This window comes from uncultured Tenacibaculum sp. (genome assembly GCF_947494125.1).
In the GTDB taxonomy this organism is placed as follows: domain Bacteria; phylum Bacteroidota; class Bacteroidia; order Flavobacteriales; family Flavobacteriaceae; genus Polaribacter.
Map to the genome: position 1 here is coordinate 89,747 of NZ_CANLTU010000008.1, position 22,128 is coordinate 111,874.

The window sequence follows — 22,128 nt, forward strand, 5'->3', positions numbered from 1 at the left end:
AAAGGTCAAAACTTAAATGTTTTGACCTTTTTAAGTATATAAAACTAACAAAATTCTACTTAGTAGTATTTTGTTTTTTATTTTCTAATAACTTCTCTACTAAAGCCTCTAATTTTTCTATACTTTTAGACTGTTTTTTAAGCTGCTTTTCTTGTTCAATAGTATATAAGGTTAACTCTTCTATCTTTTGTAATAATTTAGTATCCATTTCACCCAAAAAGAAGCCTTCTTTTTTTACTTCTGCTGCACTTGGTATATCTTTTAAATGCCCTTTTTCTTTTATATGACTTTCAACCTGTGTAAGTGTTGGTAATTTATATTCTTTTTCAAAAACAAAATCTGGCCATGCACTATTTACCTCTACTTTAACTTCCTTTGCCCCTATTCTTCCATTTACTGCTAATTTATAGCCAAAAGTATCCGATGTTCCTATACCTACTTTTTTACTAGTATAAAGTCCATTTGTATTTTCACTCCAAGTATCATTTGTAGCATTTAACAACCCTTCATAAGGCCTAACAGCTTCTGGATGTAAGTAAAATAATTCCGACACTCCTAATCTTCCATCTTGACCAGTAGCTTCATAAAAAGTAAAACGTAATTTAGTATACGAACCTGCTGGCACTTTTGCTATAAACTTAGTACCTCCAGTATAATCTTGTGTAGAATAATCTGCAATTGTTTTCCAAGCATTTTCTTTATAAACATTAAATCCTTCTATTTTAAATCGCTTTGCTTGCCAATATCTAGTTGACCAACCTACCCAAGCTCCTCTTTGGCTATGCCAATTTACCAAGCCTTCTATTAAAATAACTGTGGGCGTACTTACTGTAGGAGCTGTTGAAGTGTAAGATGGAATAAATTTCCCATCAAACAAGTAATCTAAACTTAATAATGCACTACCTGTTTGCGTTACTTGAAACCTAGACCTAGTATTTGCATTAAAAAGCATATTGTGTTCCATACCTACTGGGTTCTCATTATGCGTAAAAGTCTGTGAAAATGTTACTTCTGAAAGCAACAAAACAACAATTATAAAAACTATCCTTTTCATCTTATTCCTTTTCCTCTAGCTTAGTTATTCTTTTTTCTAATTTTTCTATAACAGATAGTAACTTTTTATTAATGTTTTCTGTTTTATTTATTTTCTTTTCTTGTTCAATAGTATACAAAGTTAATTCTTCTATCTTTTGTAATAATTTAGCATCCATTTCTCCCAAAAAGAAACCATCTTTTTTTACTTCTGCTGCACTTGGAATATCTTTTAAATGACCTTTTTCTTTAATATGATTTTCAACCTGTGTAAGTGTTGGCAACTTATATTCTTTTTCAAATACAAAATCTGACCAGTTAGGATAAGCTTCTACTTTTATCTCTCTTGCTCCTATTGAACCTTCAACAGCTAATCTATGATTTCCAGTAGTTGTTGTTCCTATTCCTACATTACCTTTCTCATTAATTCGCATACTCTCTTTTAACGGAGAAGAATTCGTTTCTTTAGTCCAAAACGTAAGAAACCCAGTATAAGTACCTCCTGCTCTAGGCATACCTATTCTTGAAACTTCAGTTGTTCCTTGTTTAGCTACTACTCTTCCTACATCTACATAACCAGCATCATTTCTAGAACTTCTTAATGATATAACACCTGGAGTAGTAATCGAGTTGTATACTTCTAATTTTTCAGAAGGACTTGTTATACCAACACCAATATTATTATTATTCCCTAGAATAACCATTCCTACTCCTTTTCTAGTTTCCCATCTATGCCCGTAATAACCATAATTTAAATAACGTGTTTCAGGCACACTATTATCATATTGACTATAAGCATGAACATAATAATCTTTATCAAAAGATAATATATTTCCCCTATTAATAGTTAACCCTCCATTTACATACAATTTTCTTGATTTATCGGGGCTTAATCCTCCTGCAGGGCTAACATCACCTCCAACACTCATTACACCTTGATCATCTAATATAATTGATGGCGTTTCTAAATCTCCTAATGTACCAATCACTCCTATTTCACCAAATGATCTGTCACTATTTCTTCTTCCTCCTTTTAAATATAACCCTCTATCATTTGCATGGTTAATTCTAACAATGGCTGCTGTATTATTACTATCATTTCCTCCTTCAAATCTAGCTACTTCTACATCTCCTGAAACATCCGTTTTCTTTACATGTAAAACTGTTGCTACTCCCGTGCTTTCATTTTTATTTTTTGGTGTATTTGTACCTATTCCTACATTACCCTCAGGTGTTTTTTCAACTACAGTTTGCGCGTACCCAGTCATAGCAATGCTAAACATTGCTAGTGTAAAAACTATCTTTTTCATTTTAATTTATTTTAATTTCTGTTTAATTAACTCTATTTCTTTCGCTAACTTTTTAATCTCTTTATTTTCAGATTTTAACTCTTTAATTTCTTTTGTCTGATTAACAATTAAATTTAATTGTCTTTTAAGTTGCTTCTCTTGCTGGATAGTATACAAAGTCAATTCCTCTATCTTTTGCAATAATTTAGCATCCATTTCCCCTAAAAAGAAACCTTCTTTTTTAACTTCTGCTGCACTTGGTATATCTTTTAAATGTCCTTTTTCTTTTATATGATTTTCAACCTGTGTAAGTGTTGGTAATTTATATTCTTTTTCAAAAACAAAATCTGACCAATTTGCATAAGTTGCTACTTTTACTTCCGTAGTTGCTATTTTACCATTTACTCCTAATTTAAAACCTTTTGTATCTGTTGTTCCAATACCTACATTACCTTTCTCATTAATTCGCATACTCTCTTTTAACGGAGAAGAATTCGATTCTTTAGTCCAAAACGTAAGAAATCCTGTATTTGTACCTCCTGCTCTAGGCATACCTATTCTTGAAACTTCAGTTGTTCCTTGTTTAGCTACTACTCTTCCTACATCTACATAACTAGCATCATTTCTAGAACTTCTTAATGATATAACACCTGGTGTAGTAACCGAGTTATATACTTCTAATTTTTCAGAAGGAGTTGTTGTTCCTATTCCTACCTTACCCTTTGAATCAATACGCATTCTCTCATTAGAGTTTAACTGATCTCCTAGTACAAATCTAAAAGATCCATCACTTCTAACATACCCTAAAGAAAATTCAGATGTTTGCCCTGAAAAATTTATTAAAGCTTCTTTATCATCAGCTGTTTCAATAGTTATTTTAGATGATTTTGTTAGATCTTTTATATGAAGTATTGAATTTGTCTCTGGTTTTGCTGTACCTATTCCTATATTCCCTCCATAAGGGTTTAATGCAATATCCCAATTCGCTGTATTACTTGAATTTGTAACCTGAATCCCCATTCCGTTACCATTATTCACCTGTGCAAACTGCATATTTGTTGAATTGGTAGCATGTGGTTTTAAAGTTAATATTGAATTTTCACTCATATTAGCTTTTGAATCTCCTTGTCCAGTAATATTATTAGCTACATGTAATTTAGCTTTTGGATTTTGAACACCAACACCTACATTTCCTGCAAAATAATTTTTAGCAGCTGCTGTACCTGCATACAAATCGTACCTGTTAATTACATTGGATTGATTGTAACCATTGGTTGATATAAAAACTCCATAGGCATTCTCAATGGTTGTTCCTGTTACATTATCTAAAATCTCGGCGTTAACAGCTACGGCTCTTTTAATTGTTGCTCCAGGGGTTGCTACATGAATTCCTGCCCTAGCCCAAACTCCAACGTTATCTTTTAAGATACCTGCAAAATTATTTGACACAGCAAAAGAACTTGCGTTTACTCCAATTCTATAACCTGAATCAGTTATTCCTGAAGGAATAGAGAAACTCCCTATACGTGAATAAACACCTGTATCATAACTAGTTCCATTTGCACTTATTTGTGTATTTCTAATTACTGTCATTCCTACTTTAGAAACTTCTCCTGAGTTAGTTTCATGTACTACTTCAAGTTTAGCACTTGGAGTAGTTGTTCCAATCCCAACTTTACCATCTGCACCCTGTACAACAGGTGTTTGCGCATACCCAATCATAGCAATGCTAAACATTGCTAGTGTAAAAACTATCTTTTTCATTTTAATTTATTTTAATTTATTAGACTATTCTTTTTCAGCCATTTTCTTCACATAATCTGTAATAATTACAATTTGAGTTGGCCCAACTTTTCCTTCTATATATTTAGCATTTTCATGATCTAACGAAATTCTACGCACTGCCGTACCTTGTTTAGCTACCATACTAGATCCTTTTACCTTTAAGTCTTTAATCAATACAACAGAATCTCCAGCTTGTAAAATTGCCCCGTTAGCATCTCTATGTATTATTTTTTCGCTTTCATCTAAATGATCACCACTTTCTTTCGCAAAGCGTAAATCATCATCTTCTAAATATAGCATATCCAACAAGTCTTGTGGCCAACCTTCTTTACGAAGTCTAGAAAGCATTCTCCAAGCAACTATTTTCACAGCTCTAAATTCACTCCACATAGAGTCATTTAAACAACGCCAATGATTTGCCTCTGTTTTTTCAACATCTCCTATTTGCTCAACACAAGTACTACATGCCAGCAAACTTCCATCTACACCACCTGTAGACATAGGAGGAACTTCATAAATTGATAAATTATCTTTTGCAGTACAAAGCTCACATTGGTTGCCACTTCTCTCTTCTAACTCTTGTAATAAACTCATTTTTTTATACTCTAAATTAAGGTCAGTAAAAATACATTTTTATTTTATCTTTATGGGATGCATTTAGAAAGTGAAAGACTAATTATTAGAGAAGCAAAAATAAATGATGCTCCATTTTATTTTAACCTTTTCAACAATCCTGATTGGATACAATTTATTGGCGATAAAAATTTAAAATCCATAAAAGAAACTGAGAGTTACCTAAAAGACACGCTATTAAAAAACCTACAAACAAACGGATTAGGTTTTTTTACGGTGATTCTTAAAGACACCAATCAACCTATAGGAACGTCAACTGCATTGCAACGAGAAAAATTAGATTTTATAGATATTGGTTACGCATTTCTACCTGAAGCCAGAAACAAAGGTTATGCAGCTGAAGCAACAAAACTTATTATAAAATATGTTAGAACAACATTTAAACAAGAAAAAGTATATGCTTTTACCATGCCTAAAAACAAGGCTTCTCAAAAACTATTAGAAAAACTAGGTTTCAAGTATATTGGTGTAGAAAAAATATTTGAAAACAGTGAAGACTTCGTGTTTGAATATGTTTTTTAAAAATATACTTTTTTTAACAGTTCCTTTTTTTTTTTTATATTAAAAACACTGATATTTGCCGCTGGTTTTTTCCCCTTAAGAAGATAATTTTTTAAAACCTTACTTATATGAAAATCAACTTATCAAAAGAAAGAGCTATCCGATCTAGCAAAAAGAAATTAAAGAAATTTTTACTTTTACCATTATTCCACAGCGGTTCTGTTTTTTGGCTAGAAAAAGTAGTTATAAAGAAAAATTTCAATGGGATATCTTATCAAATTACAGATGTTCAAAGATTAAAGAATATTTAATCTTATAATTCAAAAAGTCCCCTTTTTTTTATTTTTTTTTAGAAAAACTTATTCTAAATACAAATCAATCAGTCCTTCAGGAGTAGTAACTTCAACAAGTTTATTTTCTTTATCTACATTCTTAATAAACTCATCAATCATTGGAATGAAAATTTCATCTCCATTATTACCATCAATTTCAAATAAAGGTTGAGCAGAAGTGTCATTAATGCTAACAATTGTTCCTACTTCTCCAAAAGAAGTATCAACTATTTTAAAACCAATAACTTCATGGTAATAAAATTTATTCCCTGAAAGTTTAGGTAACAAATTTAGTGGTAAGTATATTCCAGATCGCATAATAGCGTCTGCATCTTGTTCAGAATCTACGTCTTCAAATTTAACGCGAAACATAGTACTTTTACTTAATGAAGATTTTTCAATAAAAAAAGGAACCAGATTATTGCCTAAATCGACAAAAACTGATTCCAAATTTTCGTAAAGATCGGGTTCATCAGTATCTAACTTAATAACTACCTCACCCTTAAAACTATGTTTTTTAACGATTTTGCCAAGATAAAAGCAATCCTCTTTTTGCATCATCGCAGTACAGTTTTTTATTCTTCGCTATCAGCTCCATTATCAGCAGCAACTTCCTCTGTATCTGCAGGTGCAGGAGTGTTTGCAGCAATACGTGCTTCATTTACAGCTTTTTCAGCTTCTAAAGCTTTTGCTTTTGCATCAGCTTCCGCTTTTGCTAAACCATCAACTTTTCCAGTAACTTTTCCAGTTTTTTCCTCTAACCACGCTGCAAATTTAGCATCTGCTTGTTCTTGAGTTAAAGCTCCTTTTGTTACTCCACCAGCTAAGTGGTTCTTCAACATAACTCCTTTGTAAGATAAAATAGCTCTTGCAGTATCTGTTGGTTGAGCACCTTTTTGTAACCAAGCTACAGCTCCATCAACATTTAAATCGATAGTTGCAGGGTTAGTATTAGGGTTGTACGTTCCAATTTTCTCTAAGAAACGTCCGTCTCTTTTTGATCTTGAATCCGCAGCTACTACCCAATAAAAAGGTTTTCCTTTTTTACCGTGTCTTTGTAATCTAATTTTTACAGGCATAATTTTAATTTTTAAGGTACGCGACCTTGATTATTAATAAATCTTACCATCTCGTGATAAGTGGGCGCAAAAATATAATTTTTTTTTCATTAAAAAGAAAAAACCTTACATTATTACAATAAAAAAGAGCCTGAAAAACAAGCTCTTAAGAAAAATAAGTTTCGGAGGTATACTATAACACTCTAACGTTAACTGCGTTTAATCCTTTTTTTCCTTCTTTAAGTTCAAACTCTACGGTATCACCTTCTCTAACCTCATCGATTAAACCTGATACGTGTACAAAATGTTCTGTGTTTGATCCTGTTTCTGTAATAAATCCAAATCCTTTAGATTCATTGAAGAACTTTACTGTTCCTTCTTTCATTGTAAAAAAATATTATAATTAGATAAAGAACAAAGATACTTTTATTAATTGATTATCAATTGCTTTTCATCTCAATTATTTAAAACTTAACATCTACATAACAATGAGTTACAATTAAAACACAGTAAATCAAGCATCCTAATTAATTACTGCTAATTAATAACTTCTATATACACACAACATAAATTCTTTGTATTTTTACACTTTGTTTTTACTCAACACTTCAACAATTAAACATTCTCGATGTATTTAATTTTCGATACTGAAACTACTGGATTACCTAAAAGCTGGAACGCTCCAATTACCGATACCGATAATTGGCCAAGAGCCATTCAAATTGCATGGCAATTGCATGATGAGTTAGGGAATTTAATTGAACATAATGATTTCCTTATTCAGCCAGATGGTTTTAATATTCCTTATGATGCTGAACGTATTCATGGTATTTCTACTGATTTAGCTATTGAACAAGGTATTACCTTAGATGAAGGATTAGAATTGTTTAACGAAGCATTAAGTAAAACAAAGTTTGTTGTAGGTCAAAATGTTGGTTTTGATATTAACATCATGGGATGTGAATTCCATCGTTTAGGAGTAGAAAACAATTTAACAGCACTCCCTATTTTAGATACGTGTACAGAGCATACTGCACAACTGTGTCAAATTCCAGGTGGACGTGGAGGTAAGTTTAAACTACCAACACTTACCGAATTACACCAGCATTTATTTGGATCTGGATTTGGTGAAGCCCATAATGCAACGGCCGATGTAGAAGCAACAACACGATGCTTTTTAGAATTGATACGTTTACGTCAGTATACAGAAGAAAAATTAGATGTTCCTTCTGATTATTTTAAACGTTATACAGAAGTAAATCCGATGCCTATTCAAGTTATCGGGTTAAAACACTTAAACCTAAAAAAGGAAAGTGAAAAAATACGCAAGAAGAAAACTTCTACATCAGAAGATGCGAATACAATTTCTACTTCTGAAGGTTTAGCAGCATTAAAAGATGTACAGTTTGCGCATTTACATAACCACACACAATATTCAGTTTTACAATCAACCATACAAATTGGTAATATTGTAAAAGCAGCTGCAAAAGATAACATGTCTGCAATTGCCATGACCGATACCGCTAATATGATGGCGGCGTTTCATTTTGTAGAAGCAGTATTAAGACACAATAAAGCTGTAGAGGCAGCCAACAAAGAGGCGCTGGAAAAAGGTGAAGAAGCTACAGGCAAACCATTAAAGCCAATTATAGGTTGTGAGTTTAATGTATGTACAGATCACACAAATAAAAGTCAAAAAGACAACGGAAATCAAGTTGTATTATTAGCAAAAAATAAAAAAGGATATCACAATTTAGCAAAGATGTCTTCTATCGCCTTTGTAGAAGGTTTTTATTATGTTCCTAGAATTGATAGAGAAGTAATTAAAAAATACAAAGAAGATATTATTGTTTTAACAGGGAACTTATATGGAGAAGTACCTAGTAAAATACTAAACGTTGGTGAAGCACAAGCCGAAGAAGCATTACTTTGGTGGAAAGAACAATTTGGCGACGATTTATATATCGAATTAATGCGCCATAATCAAGAAGATGAAAGAGTTGTTAATAAAACACTTTTAGAGTTTTCAAAAAAACACGCTATAAAAATTGTTGCATCCAACAACACTTTTTATCTAAATAAAGAAGATGCCAATGCACATGATATTTTATTATGTGTTAAAGATGGTGAAAAACAGGCCACACCAAAAGGAAGAGGAAGAGGATATCGTTATGGACTACCTAATGACGAATACTACTTTAAGACTTCCGATGAAATGAAAACATTGTTTGCAGATCTTCCTGAAGCAATTATTAATGTTCAAGAAATTGTAGACAAAGTAGAAGTTTTCACCCTAGCTCGTGATGTATTATTACCTGCTTTTGATATTCCTGATGAATTTAAAGATGATAAAGACAATGAAGATGGAGGGAAAAGAGGGGAAAACAATTTTTTACGCCACTTAACATACGAAGGAGCTAAAAAACGATACGGTGAAATTACCGAAAGCATTCGAGAACGTTTAGACTTTGAGCTTGAAGTAATTGAAAAAACTGGGTACCCTGGATACTTCTTAATTGTAGAAGATTTTATTCGAGAAGCTAGAAACATGGATGTTTCTGTAGGTCCTGGTCGTGGTTCAGCAGCAGGGTCTGTAGTAGCTTTCTGTTTATGGATTACCAATATTGACCCAATTAAGTACGATTTACTTTTTGAGCGTTTCTTAAATCCTGAACGTGTATCGATGCCCGATATTGATATTGATTTTGATGATGAAGGAAGAGGGCGTGTAATGGATTATGTAATTGATAAATATGGAGCCAATCAGGTAGCGCAAATTATTACCTACGGTACCATGGCGGCCAAATCTTCTATTAGAGATACTGCTCGTGTTTTAGATTTACCACTATTTGAAGCTGATAGAATTGCCAAGTTAATTCCTGGTATGAAGCTGAAAAAAATATTTTCTTTAGATGAAAAAACGCTAAAAGAAAAGCTTCGTGCAGAAGAAATTGAACTGGTAAACGAATTAAAAAGACTGTCTAACGGATCGGATTTAATGGCAGAGACCATTAATAAAGCTAGAATTTTAGAAGGTTCTGTTCGTAATACAGGGATTCATGCCTGTGGAGTTATTATTACGCCAGACGATATTACAAAGTTCGTACCTGTTGCCTTGGCTAAAGATTCCGACATGTACGTTACCCAGTTTGACAACTCGGTGGTAGAAGATGCTGGATTATTAAAAATGGATTTCTTGGGGTTAAAAACATTAACCCTTATTAAAGATACTGTTAAGATTGTTAAGGCGCGACATAATGTTGATTTAGATCCTGAAAATTTCCCTATTGATGATGAAGAAACCTATGCGTTATTCCAACGAGGAGAAACCGTAGGGATATTCCAATACGAATCTCCAGGGATGCAAAAACACATGCGCTCATTAAAGCCAACTGTTTTTGCCGATTTAATTGCCATGAATGCCTTGTACCGTCCAGGTCCAATGGAATACATACCTTCATTTATTCGCAGAAAACACGGAGATGAAGCCATTGAGTACGATTTACCTGCCATGGAAGGCTATTTGAAAGAAACCTATGGTATTACAGTATATCAGGAGCAAGTAATGTTACTTTCTCAGTTATTAGCCGATTTTACTAAAGGTGAAGCCGATGTACTGCGTAAGGCAATGGGTAAAAAGCAAATTGCCGTACTAGCTAAAATGAAGCCTAAGTTTGTAGATCAAGCCAAAGCGAATGGACATGACGAGAAAAAACTAGAGAAAATTTGGACCGACTGGGAGGCCTTTGCATCCTATGCCTTTAATAAGTCGCACTCTACTTGTTATGCATGGATTGCCTACCAAACTGCCTATTTAAAAGCCCACTACCCTGCCGAATATATGGCTGCCGTTCTTTCTAATAATATGAACGATATTAAATCGGTTTCATTTTTTATGGAAGAATGTAAACGTATGGGACTGGAAGTTTTAGGACCCGATGTTAATGAATCGTTCTCAAAATTCTCTGTAAATAAAGAAGGCGCTGTACGTTTTGGTATGGCTGCTATTAAAGGTGTTGGTGCCTCAGCCGTAAAAGCAATTATTAACGAACGTAAAGAAAACGGACATTTCACCTCTGTTTTTGACATGGCTAAACGTGTTGATTTACGTGTTGCCAATAAAAAAGCCTTTGAAGGCTTAATCTTAGCGGGTGGTTTTGATTCTTTCACCAATACCCACAGAGCACAGTATTTTGTTGAAGATGAAAAAGGACAAAAGTTTATAGAAAAAGCCTTGCGTTTTGGAAATAAATTCCAAGAAAACGAAAACTCTTCTCAAATATCTATGTTTGGAGAGGCTTCTGATGTTGAATTACCAGAACCTATTATCCCTATTTGCGATACTTGGGGTACTATGGAGTTATTAGCACAAGAAAAAGAAGTGGTGGGAATGTATATTTCTGCACACCCTTTAGACGATTTTAAAAACGAAATGAAGTTTTGCAATGCGTCACTTGGTCACTTTAGAGACTTACCTAAATATGAAGGTTTAGGCTTGTCGTTTGCAGGAATTGTTACCGATGTACAACATCGAGTATCTAAAGCAGGAAAAGGATGGGCTACTTTTATTATTGAAGATTATAACGAGAATTTTGAATTCAGAATTTTTGGTGAAGAATATTTAAAGTTCAAACACTTTTTAGTGCCCAACTCATTCTTATATGTAAAAGCGATGGTAAAACCTGGCTGGACCAACAAAGAAGGGGTAAAAGGAGATCCTCGAATTGGGTTTAATGAGTTTTTACTACTCCATGACATTATGGATAAAATGTGTAAAAAGGTGACTATAAAAATGCCTTTACACGAAGTAAAAGATAATAGGATTAAAGATTTACAGCATTTATTTGCCACGAATAGAGGCTCACAAAGTTTGCACTTTACGATTTGGGATGCCGACGAAAAAATTGAATTGAACCTGCCGAGTAGAAATACGAAGGTTAAAATTTCTAATGAGTTTCTAAAAACATTAGATGAACAGCATATTAACTATAAGTTGAATTAAATGCTCCAAGAGTATCAAAATAGTATAGCCTTATTAACCAATGTGGTTAATAAGGAGCTATACACCCAATTGGTACAGCAGCTAAATAAAGATGTTGGTTTAGTTAGTTTAGATACTGTATTCAATACAGCTAGTACGCCTATTGAGCTTAAGGATAAACTTCAAGAAACGGTTAAAGACCTACTCCTCAATAATACCGACAGCTATTACAACCTACTCTACCGTATAGATGTCTCGGAAACCTCTTTAAAAAGTATTAACAGCTCAACTATTGATACCTATGCTGAAGCAATTACTTTTTTAATCTTAAAAAGAATTTGGCAAAAGGTATACTACAAGAACAAGTTTTCTAAGTTTTAATTTACAGTTTAGTTAAAAGCAATGCTATTGGCTACTAGTCAGAGACTAACGGAAGCGGGGCTTTTATTTCCAAAACTCCCACCATCTTTTATCTACATTTGAAGAGTTACTATATAATCGATTAGAAAACGCATCATTAAGATAGCTCTCATCATATATTTCTCCCTCCTCGCCTTCAACTATTGCGTTTAATTCATTAGCTATTAAAATCATTTTCTCTATAATCCTATTATCAGGATTCTTAACAGTAATTTCTCCACATTCTTCATAGAAAGTAAATGGAACTTCTCCTTCATCAGATTTCCATAACCCAGCATTAGGTGTAGAAACAGTAAAAGCATCATTCTCATTAATTTTAGCAGAAAATTCTTCAATCGGTTCAAACTGTGAGTCTGATTTAATGTATTCAGACCACTCTTCTTTAGTTATTTTCTGACTTTCTTCTTTACGTTTTATACAAAGTTCATAACCCATAGTTTCATATCAATTTAATATCTATTAGATATTCGTTATTATATTCTCTTGCTTCTTCATTAAGCACTTACACAAACAGCTAACACATTTATACTTTAAAAGTTATAGTTGTAAATATAACAATTTAAAAAAGCAATACTATTAACCACTAGTCAGAGACTAGCGGGAGCGGAGGCACGCTTTTTATTTCTATTTCTGGTAACATTTTATTCAATTCCGAATATTTCTGTTGCTTCTTCAAATTATTCGTAACCTCAATCAATTGTTCCACAAGCATAATATTAACCTTTAATTCTCTTTTTTCTTTTTCAATGCTTCTATAATTAGAAGTACATCTATTCTCATGTTCCAATATAACTTTCGCTTTATTGACTAATAAAATCTCTTCTTTTAAAACCTCAAAGAGTTCTTTTGTTTCATTTGAATCACTCTTAAAGTAATTAATTTGTTTTAATATATCTTTTGGTAATGCGTATTTCCAATTAAATAAAGTTCTAGGGCTACTATTGTACCTATATTCTATTCTTGCTTTTAAATTATGAATAATAATTTTTTGAATAATAATTGTGTCTATCGACACCTTTTTATCTTCTGAAAAAGATTCTTTAATGTTACTAATTTGTTTAGCTGAATTATAAGTCTTTCGTTGTTTTAGAACACTTAAAGCTTGATTACTAAAATTAATACTATATTCTTTTTTAGATTTAGAAATAATATCTTCAATGTATTCAAAATAATTTATATATCGAGTAAAATACTTCTCATTAAGTATGTTCTGGTTAACTGTAGTTGTTTTGTAAAGACAAAAAATAGTTATTACTGAAACACCCAAAGAAATTAAAATCCAATTATTTGTTTTGTATAGAAGCCTGACCGAAAACCAATTTTGACTAAAAATAACGATCGGAATAAGGATGAATAGAAGTTTATATTCTTGATATAAATTTATAGGGTAATCATAACCATTAACTTCTGCGACACTGAAATATATAAAAAGACAGCCAAGCTGGGATGTTAGAAATATTACTAACCAAAAAAACAATTGAGCATTCGTTCTAGCTTGCTGTTTGTAAAGTTTATGCTTTTTTCTTTTATTTATTGGATTCCCCATCCAAATCCAGATAGTAATCGAAAGCCCTAAAACTGTAGATAAAGAAACAAAAAAGTAATTAAAAAAGATTAATTCCTTTTTTTCAAAAATTAATAGATCTTGAGATAAACTTGTTAAAAGTCTAATTAACTCTCTGGTTCTATTAAAAATTAATGCAATTGTAATAGCAGTAATAAATCCTGATATAATTCCAAACCAAAACCTTTGTTTACCTATACTTTTAATTGAAATTTTATCTTTTTTGAATTTTATTTTCCCCATTCAGTATTTGAATTCAACTTTTTTATACAAATACATAACATCATTATACTAGCTCAAAAGAAACTTAATGAATGTACTTTATACTCTTTTAATTTTTAGTGGTAAATATAACTATTTTAAGAAGCAATACTAGTAACCACTAGTCATAGACTAGCGGGAGCGGAGGCAATAACTTTTATTTCCGTAATAGAAATTGTTCTTTTTCATTTAATAATAATGTTAATTCAGTAAAATTGTCTTTTTTATTGAATTCAAGACCGTACTCAGAATTAGAGAAATATGTATTAATATTTTCATTCCCTTGAAATTTTAATTTCAATAATCTACCCGAACTATTCCATTTGTAATGTTCTGTTTTTCCTGAAGGTAAAATCAATTCTGCAACATTAGAATCTTTAAATAAAATTTTTGGGCAGGCATTACAAGAGACGGTTATATCATTTCTGTAAAATATATAAATTCCCCACTCACCAATAAGTTTAAAATCTTTCTTTTTAATTTCAGTTTTACAAGAAATTAATACAGTTAACATCAGTAAAGTTAGAATTTTTCTCATAGCTATCATTATTATTTGTAATCTGTTATTATAATAGATATAACACATCATTATCCTGCCAAAAAAGCTTCATTAACGTATTTATATACTTTTATATTTTAAAAGTTATTAGTAGTAAATATAGCAATTTAAAAAAGCAATGCTATTGGCCACTAGTCAGAGACTAGCGGGAGCGGGGGATAAGCACTTTCGTTTCGGTTTATTACTTCGCAAGTAATAATATTTTGCTTTTATCTTTTTTACTATAACCGCCAAATTTTATATTTAACAGACTTTGTTAATACGCACAGACCTTTCGGCAAGCACAAACTCTCTATGTTTTTTTATACCTTGTTAGCAGCTGGCTTTATTGGTTTTAAATCTTCAATATCATTTATAATCCCTTTTTCTTCATATGGACTAGTCAAACTTAACATTGTAATTTTTCTATCTTTTCTCCATTTAATTAAAAATATGAATGAAATTAAAATAAGCACTTTTAATTCTTTATCGTCATTCGTAATATATTCTTCTTTTAATGTAACGTTTTCAGGAAGGTTAACATCTATAATATTAGAATACAATTTATAATTCTTGTCTAGTTGTTTTAGGCTAAATTTTTCTTTTTCTTTTTTGGGTAGGTCTTTATATTCGAACATTGGTAAATGCTCTTTATCTAAGATGAAAAAAGCATCATTCAAATGATGATTACTAGAAGGTATTACAAATATGATATCTTTATACTTTGAGTTAGATATAATTTCTTTCGTGTAATAGCTTGGTCGAATAGCTATAATTAGCTTGTTTTTTATATTCTTTGCAATTCTATCAATTCCTTCTAGTAACTGTTTTCTTTCTATGAGGTATCTATCTGTTTTTGCTAGCAAAAAAGTATTAGGCAAAAAATATTTTATTTTATTCGTTGCTATATGTTGAGAATAAACTTTGTCAAAATTTATATTTGGAATATCATTATCTGTAAATGATGATTTTGAAGAAACAATTAATTCTCCATTGATAGACGAAACAATACTCTCATCTATGTTTTCAAATTTTATATGATTTTCAATTGAATTATATTCGTTAAAACTGCTAGTAATTATTCTTTTTGTAGAGTCATTAAATGTTTCAATTTTATCTAAAGATAAATTAGCAGTTAATTTGGTTACATCAATTCTCTCTTTAATTTCATCACCTAATTCATCAAAAGTTCTTAGTATTTCTTCTGAATCAAAATTGTAACCTAAAGTATTTAAAAGTTCTGTGTCTGAAATAACTTTTTCAATACAGTTTTTAAAGTATGGTAATCTATCATTGTAAGAATATAAATCTTGTAAGTCGTTAGTTAAGTTGTGAAAAATCTTGAAGTTTTGATAGACATAAATCGTTTGTTGAGTAAACTGCCTAATAAAAAGTAGTGAAATGTATAAACAGATATTGTGACTAACATTTCTACTAATTCCTAAATTATCAATTTCTGGAAAATAATATTTATACTCAATAGGTTCATCTCTTGTTTTGAACTCATTACTAAAGTGATTAAACCAATAAAAAATATCATCCATAGTTTGAGGCAACAAAGGATAGCTTGGTGGCTGAGATTGAGAAAACGACAATATATATTTAATAGTATCATTTTCGTTTTGATATATTAATAAGCCTCCTAGAGCAAAATTTAATTCTAAAAAACGATTTCTTTCTTTTTTTACTTTATCTATTTCTACTTGATTAGTTATTCCTTGGTCACTGTATTCTGGTTGAACACCTGAAAGGCTATAATTGAAATATTGTGATACTGAAGGCCAATAGTTAGTAACTAAGTTTTTTTGATTACTTGATGTAACTAAATTCCGCCAAATCCAAGAATATGTGGATTTGGATATTTTATTGAATTTAAAATTTTCACCAATTAACCAAGTACCTGATGAAGCTCTATGTTCAAGGGCTTTCAGTTTTTTATTTTTATTATCAATAGAAGCAGTAATTATCTCATTAGTTACATTATAAAGGTCTATGTGATATAAAGTACCATCTTCTTCTGTATTGTTTTCTCTATAACTATAAAATAGACTAGAATAAAAATCTAATAACTTAGGTTGTAAATGAGGATCTTGTTTTTCAATAGCATAAATAGTAAATTCATTTATTGACTTTAGTAAATATGTTTTTGATTGGTTCTCTTCCTTTTGATTACCATATTTTTCAATCAAATAATTCAGTAGTTCTGATGCTTTACCTTGATACAACATTATTAGGTTTAACCAATAAAAGAAAGATATAGTTAGAATTAAAGTCAAAGAAAATAATAAAATATCCGCAGAGTTTTCTACAAAAAAATTCTCTTTAAATATGTCAATTGGCTGAAACGAAAATATTTGAAATATGAAACTAAGTAAAGTAAGTATTAAAACAAATTGAAAAAAAGATATTTTTCTAATCACTTTGTTATTCGGGAATTCTGAATCAAAGACATTTGGTAAATATTCAGAGTTGTATTTTTGCCCTATGTTAGATATTTTGTCAATTAAAATAGGATAAGCAATACCTAAAATTGCAATATCAATCGCAACACATATTTCTATAATATATTTCATAAGGTTTAAAAATCAATAATGATGTTAGTATTTTCAATTTGGATTTAATAATCTGGATTATGACTTCATTTAAAAAACATTGTCCATAAAAGTAACAAGGCTGAGAATAAAAAATTTACGAAAACCCGTAAACAAAGTAAGATTTTCCCCTAATCATCCAATTTTTAACACTACAAATAGGCTTTTCCTTAGCTATTTCCCTTAAAACAAAGCTCGCCAACACCTCTATTCCAACACAATCCATTCTCCGAAGCTCGTTTGATCTATTTTTAAAAAACTAAAGGGCCAGCGAAGTTCGCGGAGGCTTCTGTTTTCTGTTGAAAGCTTCAGCGAAGCTCGGGGAAGCTTTTGTTGGCTGTTGAAAGCATCAGCGAAGCTCGCTGATGCTTTTGTTTTATATTTATTTCATCAGCGAGCTTCGCTGACGATTTTGTTTTAAGTTTATTTAACCAGCGGAGTTCGCTGATGCTTTCAACAGTATTTTAGCTCATTTTCTCTAATTATTCTTTTGTTTATCAATTATTTATCTTTAAATTGCTACAATCTTACATACATAATCTTTAGTACTCTCTATATAAAGTTTGTATTATGACTGCACCGTATGTAAATCGTTTTCGTAACGGAGAATATCTACAATACATGAAAGATGTTCTTAAATTAGTAAACCAACAAGATGTAGCGCTTTTAGAATTAACCGATCAGCGGGACGCTTTAACTGGGTTGACAACTCAAATTGACGAAGTTTTTCAGCAAAGTTTAGGAAGTGCTATAACCCAAGAGATTATTGCGCTAGATGAGCGTAGAGACCGAGCCTTTGTTGGTATTAAAACAGTATTGAATGGTTTTACCTATCATAACAATGCTAGCAAACAAGACCATGCTAAAAACGCAATTCTTAGTATTGATGTTTATGGCAAGGATATTACCCGTAAGAGCTACCAAGAAGAAACGGCTATTATTAGTAGCTGTATCAACGATTTTGAAACCAAACCCGAATTAATTGCTGCGATTAACGACTTAAATCTTACGGATTGGTTAGCCGAGTTAAAAAGCGCCAATGAAACTTTTGGCACAAAGTATATTGAACGTGTGGGAGAAACTGCTGCCAACCCGTTAACGAGTATTTCTGAGCTAAGGACTGATACTACGTTTGCTTATAAAACCTTAATGAGTCATATTAAGGCCCATGATGTATTAGGCAACAATGCTACCTATGCTAGTCTTATGGAGGAGATTGAAGTACTAACCAAGCAATATAATTTAGTGGTAGACAATAGAGTTTCTACGCCTAATGATGCTCCAGCGGACACAAAGGAGAACACTCAAAACGGAGGAACCTACTAAAAATATAACTTCCCAACTATAGTTATTCGTCATTTCGAACGAAACACGAGTATCGTAATCTATTGTTTTTAATGCAAACAACTAATTATAATCAGATTCTAATCCTCGTTTTATTTCTTCGGAATGGCGTTTTTTTCGTCATTGAGAACGAGGCATGAGTGAAGTAAATTAGTTTTTTGTTTTTATAGTTTAATTAAAAAACGATGCTATATACAACTATTAAAAGGCTAACAGAAACCAGAGAAATAACTACTAATTTTTAAGGTTTAAATTGTTTTATTTTATATAAATCAAATTCAATAGTTGGTAAACCAATTGTTTTTCGTCTTGAATTATATTTAAAATAATGCTTAATAGGAATACGATTTATATTATATGTTCCGTAAAATTGGTTCTCATCATTATACAAATGATATTGATCAACCATTGCTCCGTATATAACTGGAGAACATTTCCCTGCTATTACAAACTCTTTAATTTTAGGTAAGAAATAGTTAATTCTAATTGAATCGTTGGTATGCAACAATACAGCAACAATATTTATACTTTTTTTATCTATACTATAATTCCCTATAACCCTTTCATTTGGGTAGATGTTTTTATTAAATAATACCTTTAATAAATTTTGGTTTTCTAAATCTTGAAGAATAATTTTATTAGCAGATTCACTATCTATATTTTCTTTTCTATACTTTTGATCTAGAAAAACCATTTCTTTTATTTCTTTTCTTAAGTTTAAATCTATTGAATTAATATATTTAGCTCTATATTTTTGATATTCTTTATCAGAGATTTTTATTTCATTAAAAGCTTTATTTAAAATACTATCGTACTTAAAATAATCTTTATCTAATCCATAATCAGTTATAGAATTGATTAATTTATTTTTATATTTTAATTTTAGTAGGTAAGAAAGTTTTGTAAACGTAAAATATTCTTGGTAAGAAGAATTAAGAGGTTTGTATAAATTAAAAATAGAGTCTAAAATACCATAACTTTTTTTAAAGTTAGAGGTAGTCATTAAACTATCAGCTTTATACACCGCTGTGTAATATGGCGTATAATCTAATTTTACAGTTTTACACCCCAGCAGTAAACAACAACTTATAAATAATATTAGTATTCCTTTTTTCATGCAAGGTAAATCTAAGTATTTCTACCCTTATTTCTTAAAAAGATTTTAAATCTTATTTGTCTATTCATTAAACAACAATACAATTAACCACTAGTCAAAGACTAACAGAAATGAAAGAAATATTAAAAAGAAATTTTGAATCTAAATGAATTTATATAAGATACGAATAATAGTGATCCTTATTTCGTATTCAAAAAAGCTAAAACAAGCTCAACTACATTTTCTAATTCGGTAGACAACGCTGTGTTATTCCATGGATGCTTTACATTAAACACATGATCTGCTCCTTTAATAATTGCTAGTTCATTTTTTGAATTCCACTCATAAAGCTCTTTTGCTTCGTTTATTGAAATTGAAGTATCATTATCTCCGTGAATAATTAAATGTGGAATTTCTAATTTCTCTTCGGCAGATTTAATATTAAGACGTGCTTCGTTTTGTTTAAAGTCTGTATAAAACTGATAATAATGCGGCATTTGCTGTTTGGTTCTTCCATTAACCACATATTTTACACCAGTCTCTTTCCACTCCTTTAAATTACCAATAGTAGCTGTGCGTTTTCCAAAATCGCTTATACTCGCCAAAGTAATTAGTTTTTGTATTCGATTGTCTTCAGAAGCTTTTATAATGGAAATACCGCCTCCTCTACTATGACCTATTAAATTAATGCTGTTGGTATCAATATTTTTATACCCCGCAAAATACTCTTTAACCCAAGTTAATACATCATGCAAATCATCTAACTCTTTGGTATAATTATTATTTCCGAAAGCTTCTAAATCTGGAAAATCAATAGGGTTTTCAACAGTACCTCCGTTATGAGAAAAATTGAATTTCACGAAACAAAATCCAGATTTTGCTACCGATTCAGCCATTAAATCCCAAGCGCCCCAATCTTTAAAACCTTTATAACCATGACAAAAAACAACTACTGGTTGATGCAATGTTTCTTTTGAAAAAAACGTGTCAATCAAAATTGGTTTCTTAGCACCCCTTTCTAAAACTATATTTTTTATAATTTCCATGTTAGTTGTCTTTAGCAAACTAATTCGTCAACTCTCTAAACAAGCTCTCCAGGTTTTTATTCTCGGTGTTTAAGCCTAAAATTTTCAAGCCGTTTTCTTGGGCAAAATCAAAAATAACAGGACGCATATCTTCTTTCGATTCAAAAGATAGTATCCAGTTGTTTTCTGTTGTATTTTCAAAAGACGTTAAATTAGGCAATCGTTTAATAAACTGTTCTTCTAGTTTATAATCAAAAGTAACTCTAATCACTTGTTCCTTATTGGTTCTAAGTTCAGAAATCGGCTTATCTATTACCAATTCTCCTTTGTTTATAATCACCACTCGGTCACATACCGCCTCTACCTCTTGCATAATGTGCGTAGATAACAATACGGTTTTGTCTTTTCCTAGTTCTTTTATTAACTCACGGATTTCTACCAATTGATTTGGATCTAATCCTGTAGTGGGTTCATCTAAAATTAACACTTCTGGGTCGTGTAAAATTGCCGCTGCTAAGCCTACTCTTTGACGATACCCTTTAGACAATTGCCCTATTTTTTTATGCGCTTCTACTGTTAAACCAACTTGTGCTATTACCTCAGCTACTTTGGCTTTAGCTACTTTATGAATTGAGGCTTGAAACTGTAAGTATTCTCGCACATACATATCTAAATACAATGGATTGTGCTCTGGTAAATACCCTATTTTTCTTTGTGCTTCAATAGGATTTTCTATTACATCTATTCCACTTACCAGTACAGCACCTTCTGATGGTTGGATAAAACCTGTTAGGATTTTCATGGTTGTTGATTTCCCTGCTCCATTTGGGCCTAAAAAACCAACAATTTCTCCTTTATTAGCTTCTAAACTAATTCCGTTAACAGCTTTTTGCGTACCGTATACTTTTGATATTGATGTAAGTTGTATTGACATAAATTATTTTCTTACGTAAGAAACGAAACTATAATCGTATTTATTTTTAGCGTCTGCCATAAAGTTTTCTCTCGATGCTTCTTTCCAAACATTCATATCTATTTCTGGAAAGAAAACATCTGCTTCAAATTCATGATGCACCACCGTTATATCTAACCTATCCACCAATCCTTTTTCAATGGCTTGCTTATATATTTGTGCACCTCCAATAATAAATATATCAGTATCTTCTTTAGCTATCTCTAATGCTTCTTCTATTGAATTTGCTATGAAACAACCGTCTTTAAAATAATCATTATTTCTCGTTATTATAACTGAGGTACGATTTGGCAAGGGTTTCCCGATACTTTCAAAAGTATTGCGCCCCATTAAAATATGATGTCCTGAAGTAACTTTTTTAAAACGCTTTAAATCAGCTGGAAGGTGCCATATTAAGTCATTATCTTTTCCTAAAGCATTGTTGTTTGCTATTGCAGCAATTATTGTAATCATAAAATTTATTTAATGAACAATTATACACTCTTTGCCCATTCTTTAATATAACTTGTTAAGTCTCTTTTTCTTGTAACAGCTTCCTCTGCGTCTTCTGTTTGTATATTGTCTATTAAAATTTTAATAGCAACTAAAACTTCTTCATCGTTAATTTCAGCTATTTTTTCATAAAGGGAATCTTTTAAAACGTCAACATTTGTAGTCATTTTCTGTACTTTTTAGTTCCTATTACAAATTTACTAAAGAAAGCCT

General features: G+C 31.2%; 21 protein-coding genes. 5 read left to right on the top strand and 16 right to left on the bottom strand.

Going from position 1 to position 22,128, the window contains the following annotated elements:
- Positions 1–55 precede the first annotated feature (55 nt).
- From Q0881_RS13225 to Q0881_RS13240, 4 genes are read right to left on the bottom strand one after another with little or no spacing between them, the layout of a single operon-like run.
- Complete coding sequence (locus Q0881_RS13225) at positions 56–1,054, bottom strand: hypothetical protein (RefSeq protein ID WP_299161122.1); 999 nt, start codon at positions 1,052–1,054, stop codon at positions 56–58.
- Position 1,055: 1 nt separating this feature from the next.
- On the bottom strand, positions 1,056–2,342 hold the full coding sequence (locus Q0881_RS13230; protein WP_299161124.1) for a hypothetical protein: 1,287 nt from the start codon (positions 2,340–2,342) through the stop codon (positions 1,056–1,058).
- A gap of 6 nt (positions 2,343–2,348) precedes the next feature.
- Positions 2,349–4,085, bottom strand: coding sequence for a hypothetical protein (locus tag Q0881_RS13235; protein WP_299161127.1), 1,737 nt, complete (start codon positions 4,083–4,085; stop codon positions 2,349–2,351).
- Between the two features lie 24 nt (positions 4,086–4,109).
- Positions 4,110–4,700 (bottom strand): alkylphosphonate utilization protein, encoded by a 591-nt coding sequence (locus tag Q0881_RS13240; protein WP_299161129.1) that lies wholly within the window; start codon positions 4,698–4,700, stop codon positions 4,110–4,112.
- A gap of 57 nt (positions 4,701–4,757) precedes the next feature.
- Here Q0881_RS13240 and Q0881_RS13245 point away from each other — a divergent pair, with 57 nt between their 5' ends.
- The gene (locus Q0881_RS13245; RefSeq protein WP_299161132.1) at positions 4,758–5,261 is read left to right on the top strand and encodes a GNAT family N-acetyltransferase; all 504 of its coding nucleotides are present in this window, start codon (positions 4,758–4,760) and stop codon (positions 5,259–5,261) included.
- Positions 5,262–5,368: 107 nt separating this feature from the next.
- The gene (locus tag Q0881_RS13250; RefSeq protein WP_299161135.1) at positions 5,369–5,551 is read left to right on the top strand and encodes a hypothetical protein; all 183 of its coding nucleotides are present in this window, start codon (positions 5,369–5,371) and stop codon (positions 5,549–5,551) included.
- A 48-nt stretch (positions 5,552–5,599) separates the two neighbouring features.
- On the opposite strand, the gene rimM is transcribed toward Q0881_RS13250, so the two are convergent.
- The 3 genes from rimM to Q0881_RS13265 all read right to left on the bottom strand — a co-directional run bounded on the left by rimM (position 5,600) and on the right by Q0881_RS13265 (position 7,015).
- Positions 5,600–6,130 (bottom strand): ribosome maturation factor RimM, encoded by a 531-nt coding sequence (rimM, locus tag Q0881_RS13255; protein WP_299161223.1) that lies wholly within the window; start codon positions 6,128–6,130, stop codon positions 5,600–5,602.
- Positions 6,131–6,147: 17 nt separating this feature from the next.
- Positions 6,148–6,651 (bottom strand): 30S ribosomal protein S16, encoded by a 504-nt coding sequence (locus Q0881_RS13260; RefSeq protein ID WP_299161137.1) that lies wholly within the window; start codon positions 6,649–6,651, stop codon positions 6,148–6,150.
- A gap of 172 nt (positions 6,652–6,823) precedes the next feature.
- Positions 6,824–7,015, bottom strand: a complete 192-nt coding sequence (locus Q0881_RS13265; protein WP_299161139.1) for a cold-shock protein — start codon at positions 7,013–7,015, stop codon at positions 6,824–6,826.
- A gap of 243 nt (positions 7,016–7,258) precedes the next feature.
- On the opposite strand from Q0881_RS13265, the gene dnaE reads away from it, so the two are divergent.
- A complete protein-coding gene (gene dnaE, locus Q0881_RS13270) occupies positions 7,259–11,632 on the top strand; it encodes a DNA polymerase III subunit alpha (RefSeq protein WP_299161141.1) in 4,374 nt (1,457 codons plus the stop codon).
- Complete coding sequence (locus Q0881_RS13275; protein WP_299161144.1) at positions 11,633–11,992, top strand: hypothetical protein; 360 nt, start codon at positions 11,633–11,635, stop codon at positions 11,990–11,992. It begins immediately after the preceding gene.
- Between the two features lie 63 nt (positions 11,993–12,055).
- On the opposite strand, the gene Q0881_RS13280 is transcribed toward Q0881_RS13275, so the two are convergent.
- From Q0881_RS13280 to Q0881_RS13295, 4 genes are all read right to left on the bottom strand, one after another.
- Complete coding sequence (locus Q0881_RS13280) at positions 12,056–12,466, bottom strand: hypothetical protein (protein WP_299161146.1); 411 nt, start codon at positions 12,464–12,466, stop codon at positions 12,056–12,058.
- Positions 12,467–12,614: 148 nt separating this feature from the next.
- Positions 12,615–13,838: a hypothetical protein gene (locus Q0881_RS13285; protein ID WP_299161148.1), complete on the bottom strand. Its 1,224-nt coding sequence runs from the start codon at positions 13,836–13,838 to the stop codon at positions 12,615–12,617.
- A 175-nt stretch (positions 13,839–14,013) separates the two neighbouring features.
- A complete protein-coding gene (locus Q0881_RS13290) occupies positions 14,014–14,394 on the bottom strand; it encodes a hypothetical protein (RefSeq protein ID WP_299161150.1) in 381 nt (126 codons plus the stop codon).
- A gap of 323 nt (positions 14,395–14,717) precedes the next feature.
- A complete protein-coding gene (locus Q0881_RS13295) occupies positions 14,718–16,967 on the bottom strand; it encodes a hypothetical protein (protein WP_299161151.1) in 2,250 nt (749 codons plus the stop codon).
- A gap of 588 nt (positions 16,968–17,555) precedes the next feature.
- Between Q0881_RS13295 and Q0881_RS13300 the strand changes: the two genes are divergently transcribed.
- Positions 17,556–18,311, top strand: a complete 756-nt coding sequence (locus Q0881_RS13300) for a DUF6261 family protein (protein WP_299161153.1) — start codon at positions 17,556–17,558, stop codon at positions 18,309–18,311.
- Between the two features lie 259 nt (positions 18,312–18,570).
- On the opposite strand, the gene Q0881_RS13305 is transcribed toward Q0881_RS13300, so the two are convergent.
- The 5 genes from Q0881_RS13305 to Q0881_RS13325 form a co-directional block, all read right to left on the bottom strand.
- On the bottom strand, positions 18,571–19,446 hold the full coding sequence (locus Q0881_RS13305) for a hypothetical protein (protein ID WP_299161155.1): 876 nt from the start codon (positions 19,444–19,446) through the stop codon (positions 18,571–18,573).
- 179 nt (positions 19,447–19,625) lie between these two features.
- The gene (locus tag Q0881_RS13310) at positions 19,626–20,471 is read right to left on the bottom strand and encodes an alpha/beta fold hydrolase (protein WP_299161157.1); all 846 of its coding nucleotides are present in this window, start codon (positions 20,469–20,471) and stop codon (positions 19,626–19,628) included.
- 19 nt (positions 20,472–20,490) lie between these two features.
- Entirely contained in the window at positions 20,491–21,384 is an 894-nt protein-coding gene (gldA, locus tag Q0881_RS13315) for a gliding motility-associated ABC transporter ATP-binding subunit GldA (RefSeq protein ID WP_299161159.1), read from the bottom strand.
- A gap of 3 nt (positions 21,385–21,387) precedes the next feature.
- A complete protein-coding gene (locus tag Q0881_RS13320) occupies positions 21,388–21,876 on the bottom strand; it encodes a dihydrofolate reductase (protein WP_299161162.1) in 489 nt (162 codons plus the stop codon).
- A gap of 20 nt (positions 21,877–21,896) precedes the next feature.
- Positions 21,897–22,082 (bottom strand): hypothetical protein, encoded by a 186-nt coding sequence (locus Q0881_RS13325; RefSeq protein ID WP_299161164.1) that lies wholly within the window; start codon positions 22,080–22,082, stop codon positions 21,897–21,899.
- Positions 22,083–22,128: the final 46 nt, after the last annotated feature.

Bases quoted from the DNA above. Each gene is read 5' to 3' on its own strand.
- Q0881_RS13225 (WP_299161122.1), bottom strand. From the start codon at position 1,054: ATGAAAAGGATAGTTTTTATAATTGTTGTTTTGTTGCTTTCAGAAGTA.
- Q0881_RS13230 (WP_299161124.1), bottom strand. From the start codon at position 2,342: ATGAAAAAGATAGTTTTTACACTAGCAATGTTTAGCATTGCTATGACT.
- Q0881_RS13235 (WP_299161127.1), bottom strand. From the start codon at position 4,085: ATGAAAAAGATAGTTTTTACACTAGCAATGTTTAGCATTGCTATGATT.
- Q0881_RS13240 (WP_299161129.1), bottom strand. From the start codon at position 4,700: ATGAGTTTATTACAAGAGTTAGAAGAGAGAAGTGGCAACCAATGTGAG.
- Q0881_RS13245 (WP_299161132.1), top strand. From the start codon at position 4,758: ATGCATTTAGAAAGTGAAAGACTAATTATTAGAGAAGCAAAAATAAAT.
- Q0881_RS13250 (WP_299161135.1), top strand. From the start codon at position 5,369: ATGAAAATCAACTTATCAAAAGAAAGAGCTATCCGATCTAGCAAAAAG.
- rimM (WP_299161223.1), bottom strand. From the start codon at position 6,130: ATGCAAAAAGAGGATTGCTTTTATCTTGGCAAAATCGTTAAAAAACAT.
- Q0881_RS13260 (WP_299161137.1), bottom strand. From the start codon at position 6,651: ATGCCTGTAAAAATTAGATTACAAAGACACGGTAAAAAAGGAAAACCT.
- Q0881_RS13265 (WP_299161139.1), bottom strand. From the start codon at position 7,015: ATGAAAGAAGGAACAGTAAAGTTCTTCAATGAATCTAAAGGATTTGGA.
- dnaE (WP_299161141.1), top strand. From the start codon at position 7,259: ATGTATTTAATTTTCGATACTGAAACTACTGGATTACCTAAAAGCTGG.
- Q0881_RS13275 (WP_299161144.1), top strand. From the start codon at position 11,633: ATGCTCCAAGAGTATCAAAATAGTATAGCCTTATTAACCAATGTGGTT.
- Q0881_RS13280 (WP_299161146.1), bottom strand. From the start codon at position 12,466: ATGGGTTATGAACTTTGTATAAAACGTAAAGAAGAAAGTCAGAAAATA.
- Q0881_RS13285 (WP_299161148.1), bottom strand. From the start codon at position 13,838: ATGGGGAAAATAAAATTCAAAAAAGATAAAATTTCAATTAAAAGTATA.
- Q0881_RS13290 (WP_299161150.1), bottom strand. From the start codon at position 14,394: ATGAGAAAAATTCTAACTTTACTGATGTTAACTGTATTAATTTCTTGT.
- Q0881_RS13295 (WP_299161151.1), bottom strand. From the start codon at position 16,967: ATGAAATATATTATAGAAATATGTGTTGCGATTGATATTGCAATTTTA.
- Q0881_RS13300 (WP_299161153.1), top strand. From the start codon at position 17,556: ATGACTGCACCGTATGTAAATCGTTTTCGTAACGGAGAATATCTACAA.
- Q0881_RS13305 (WP_299161155.1), bottom strand. From the start codon at position 19,446: ATGAAAAAAGGAATACTAATATTATTTATAAGTTGTTGTTTACTGCTG.
- Q0881_RS13310 (WP_299161157.1), bottom strand. From the start codon at position 20,471: ATGGAAATTATAAAAAATATAGTTTTAGAAAGGGGTGCTAAGAAACCA.
- gldA (WP_299161159.1), bottom strand. From the start codon at position 21,384: ATGTCAATACAACTTACATCAATATCAAAAGTATACGGTACGCAAAAA.
- Q0881_RS13320 (WP_299161162.1), bottom strand. From the start codon at position 21,876: ATGATTACAATAATTGCTGCAATAGCAAACAACAATGCTTTAGGAAAA.
- Q0881_RS13325 (WP_299161164.1), bottom strand. From the start codon at position 22,082: ATGACTACAAATGTTGACGTTTTAAAAGATTCCCTTTATGAAAAAATA.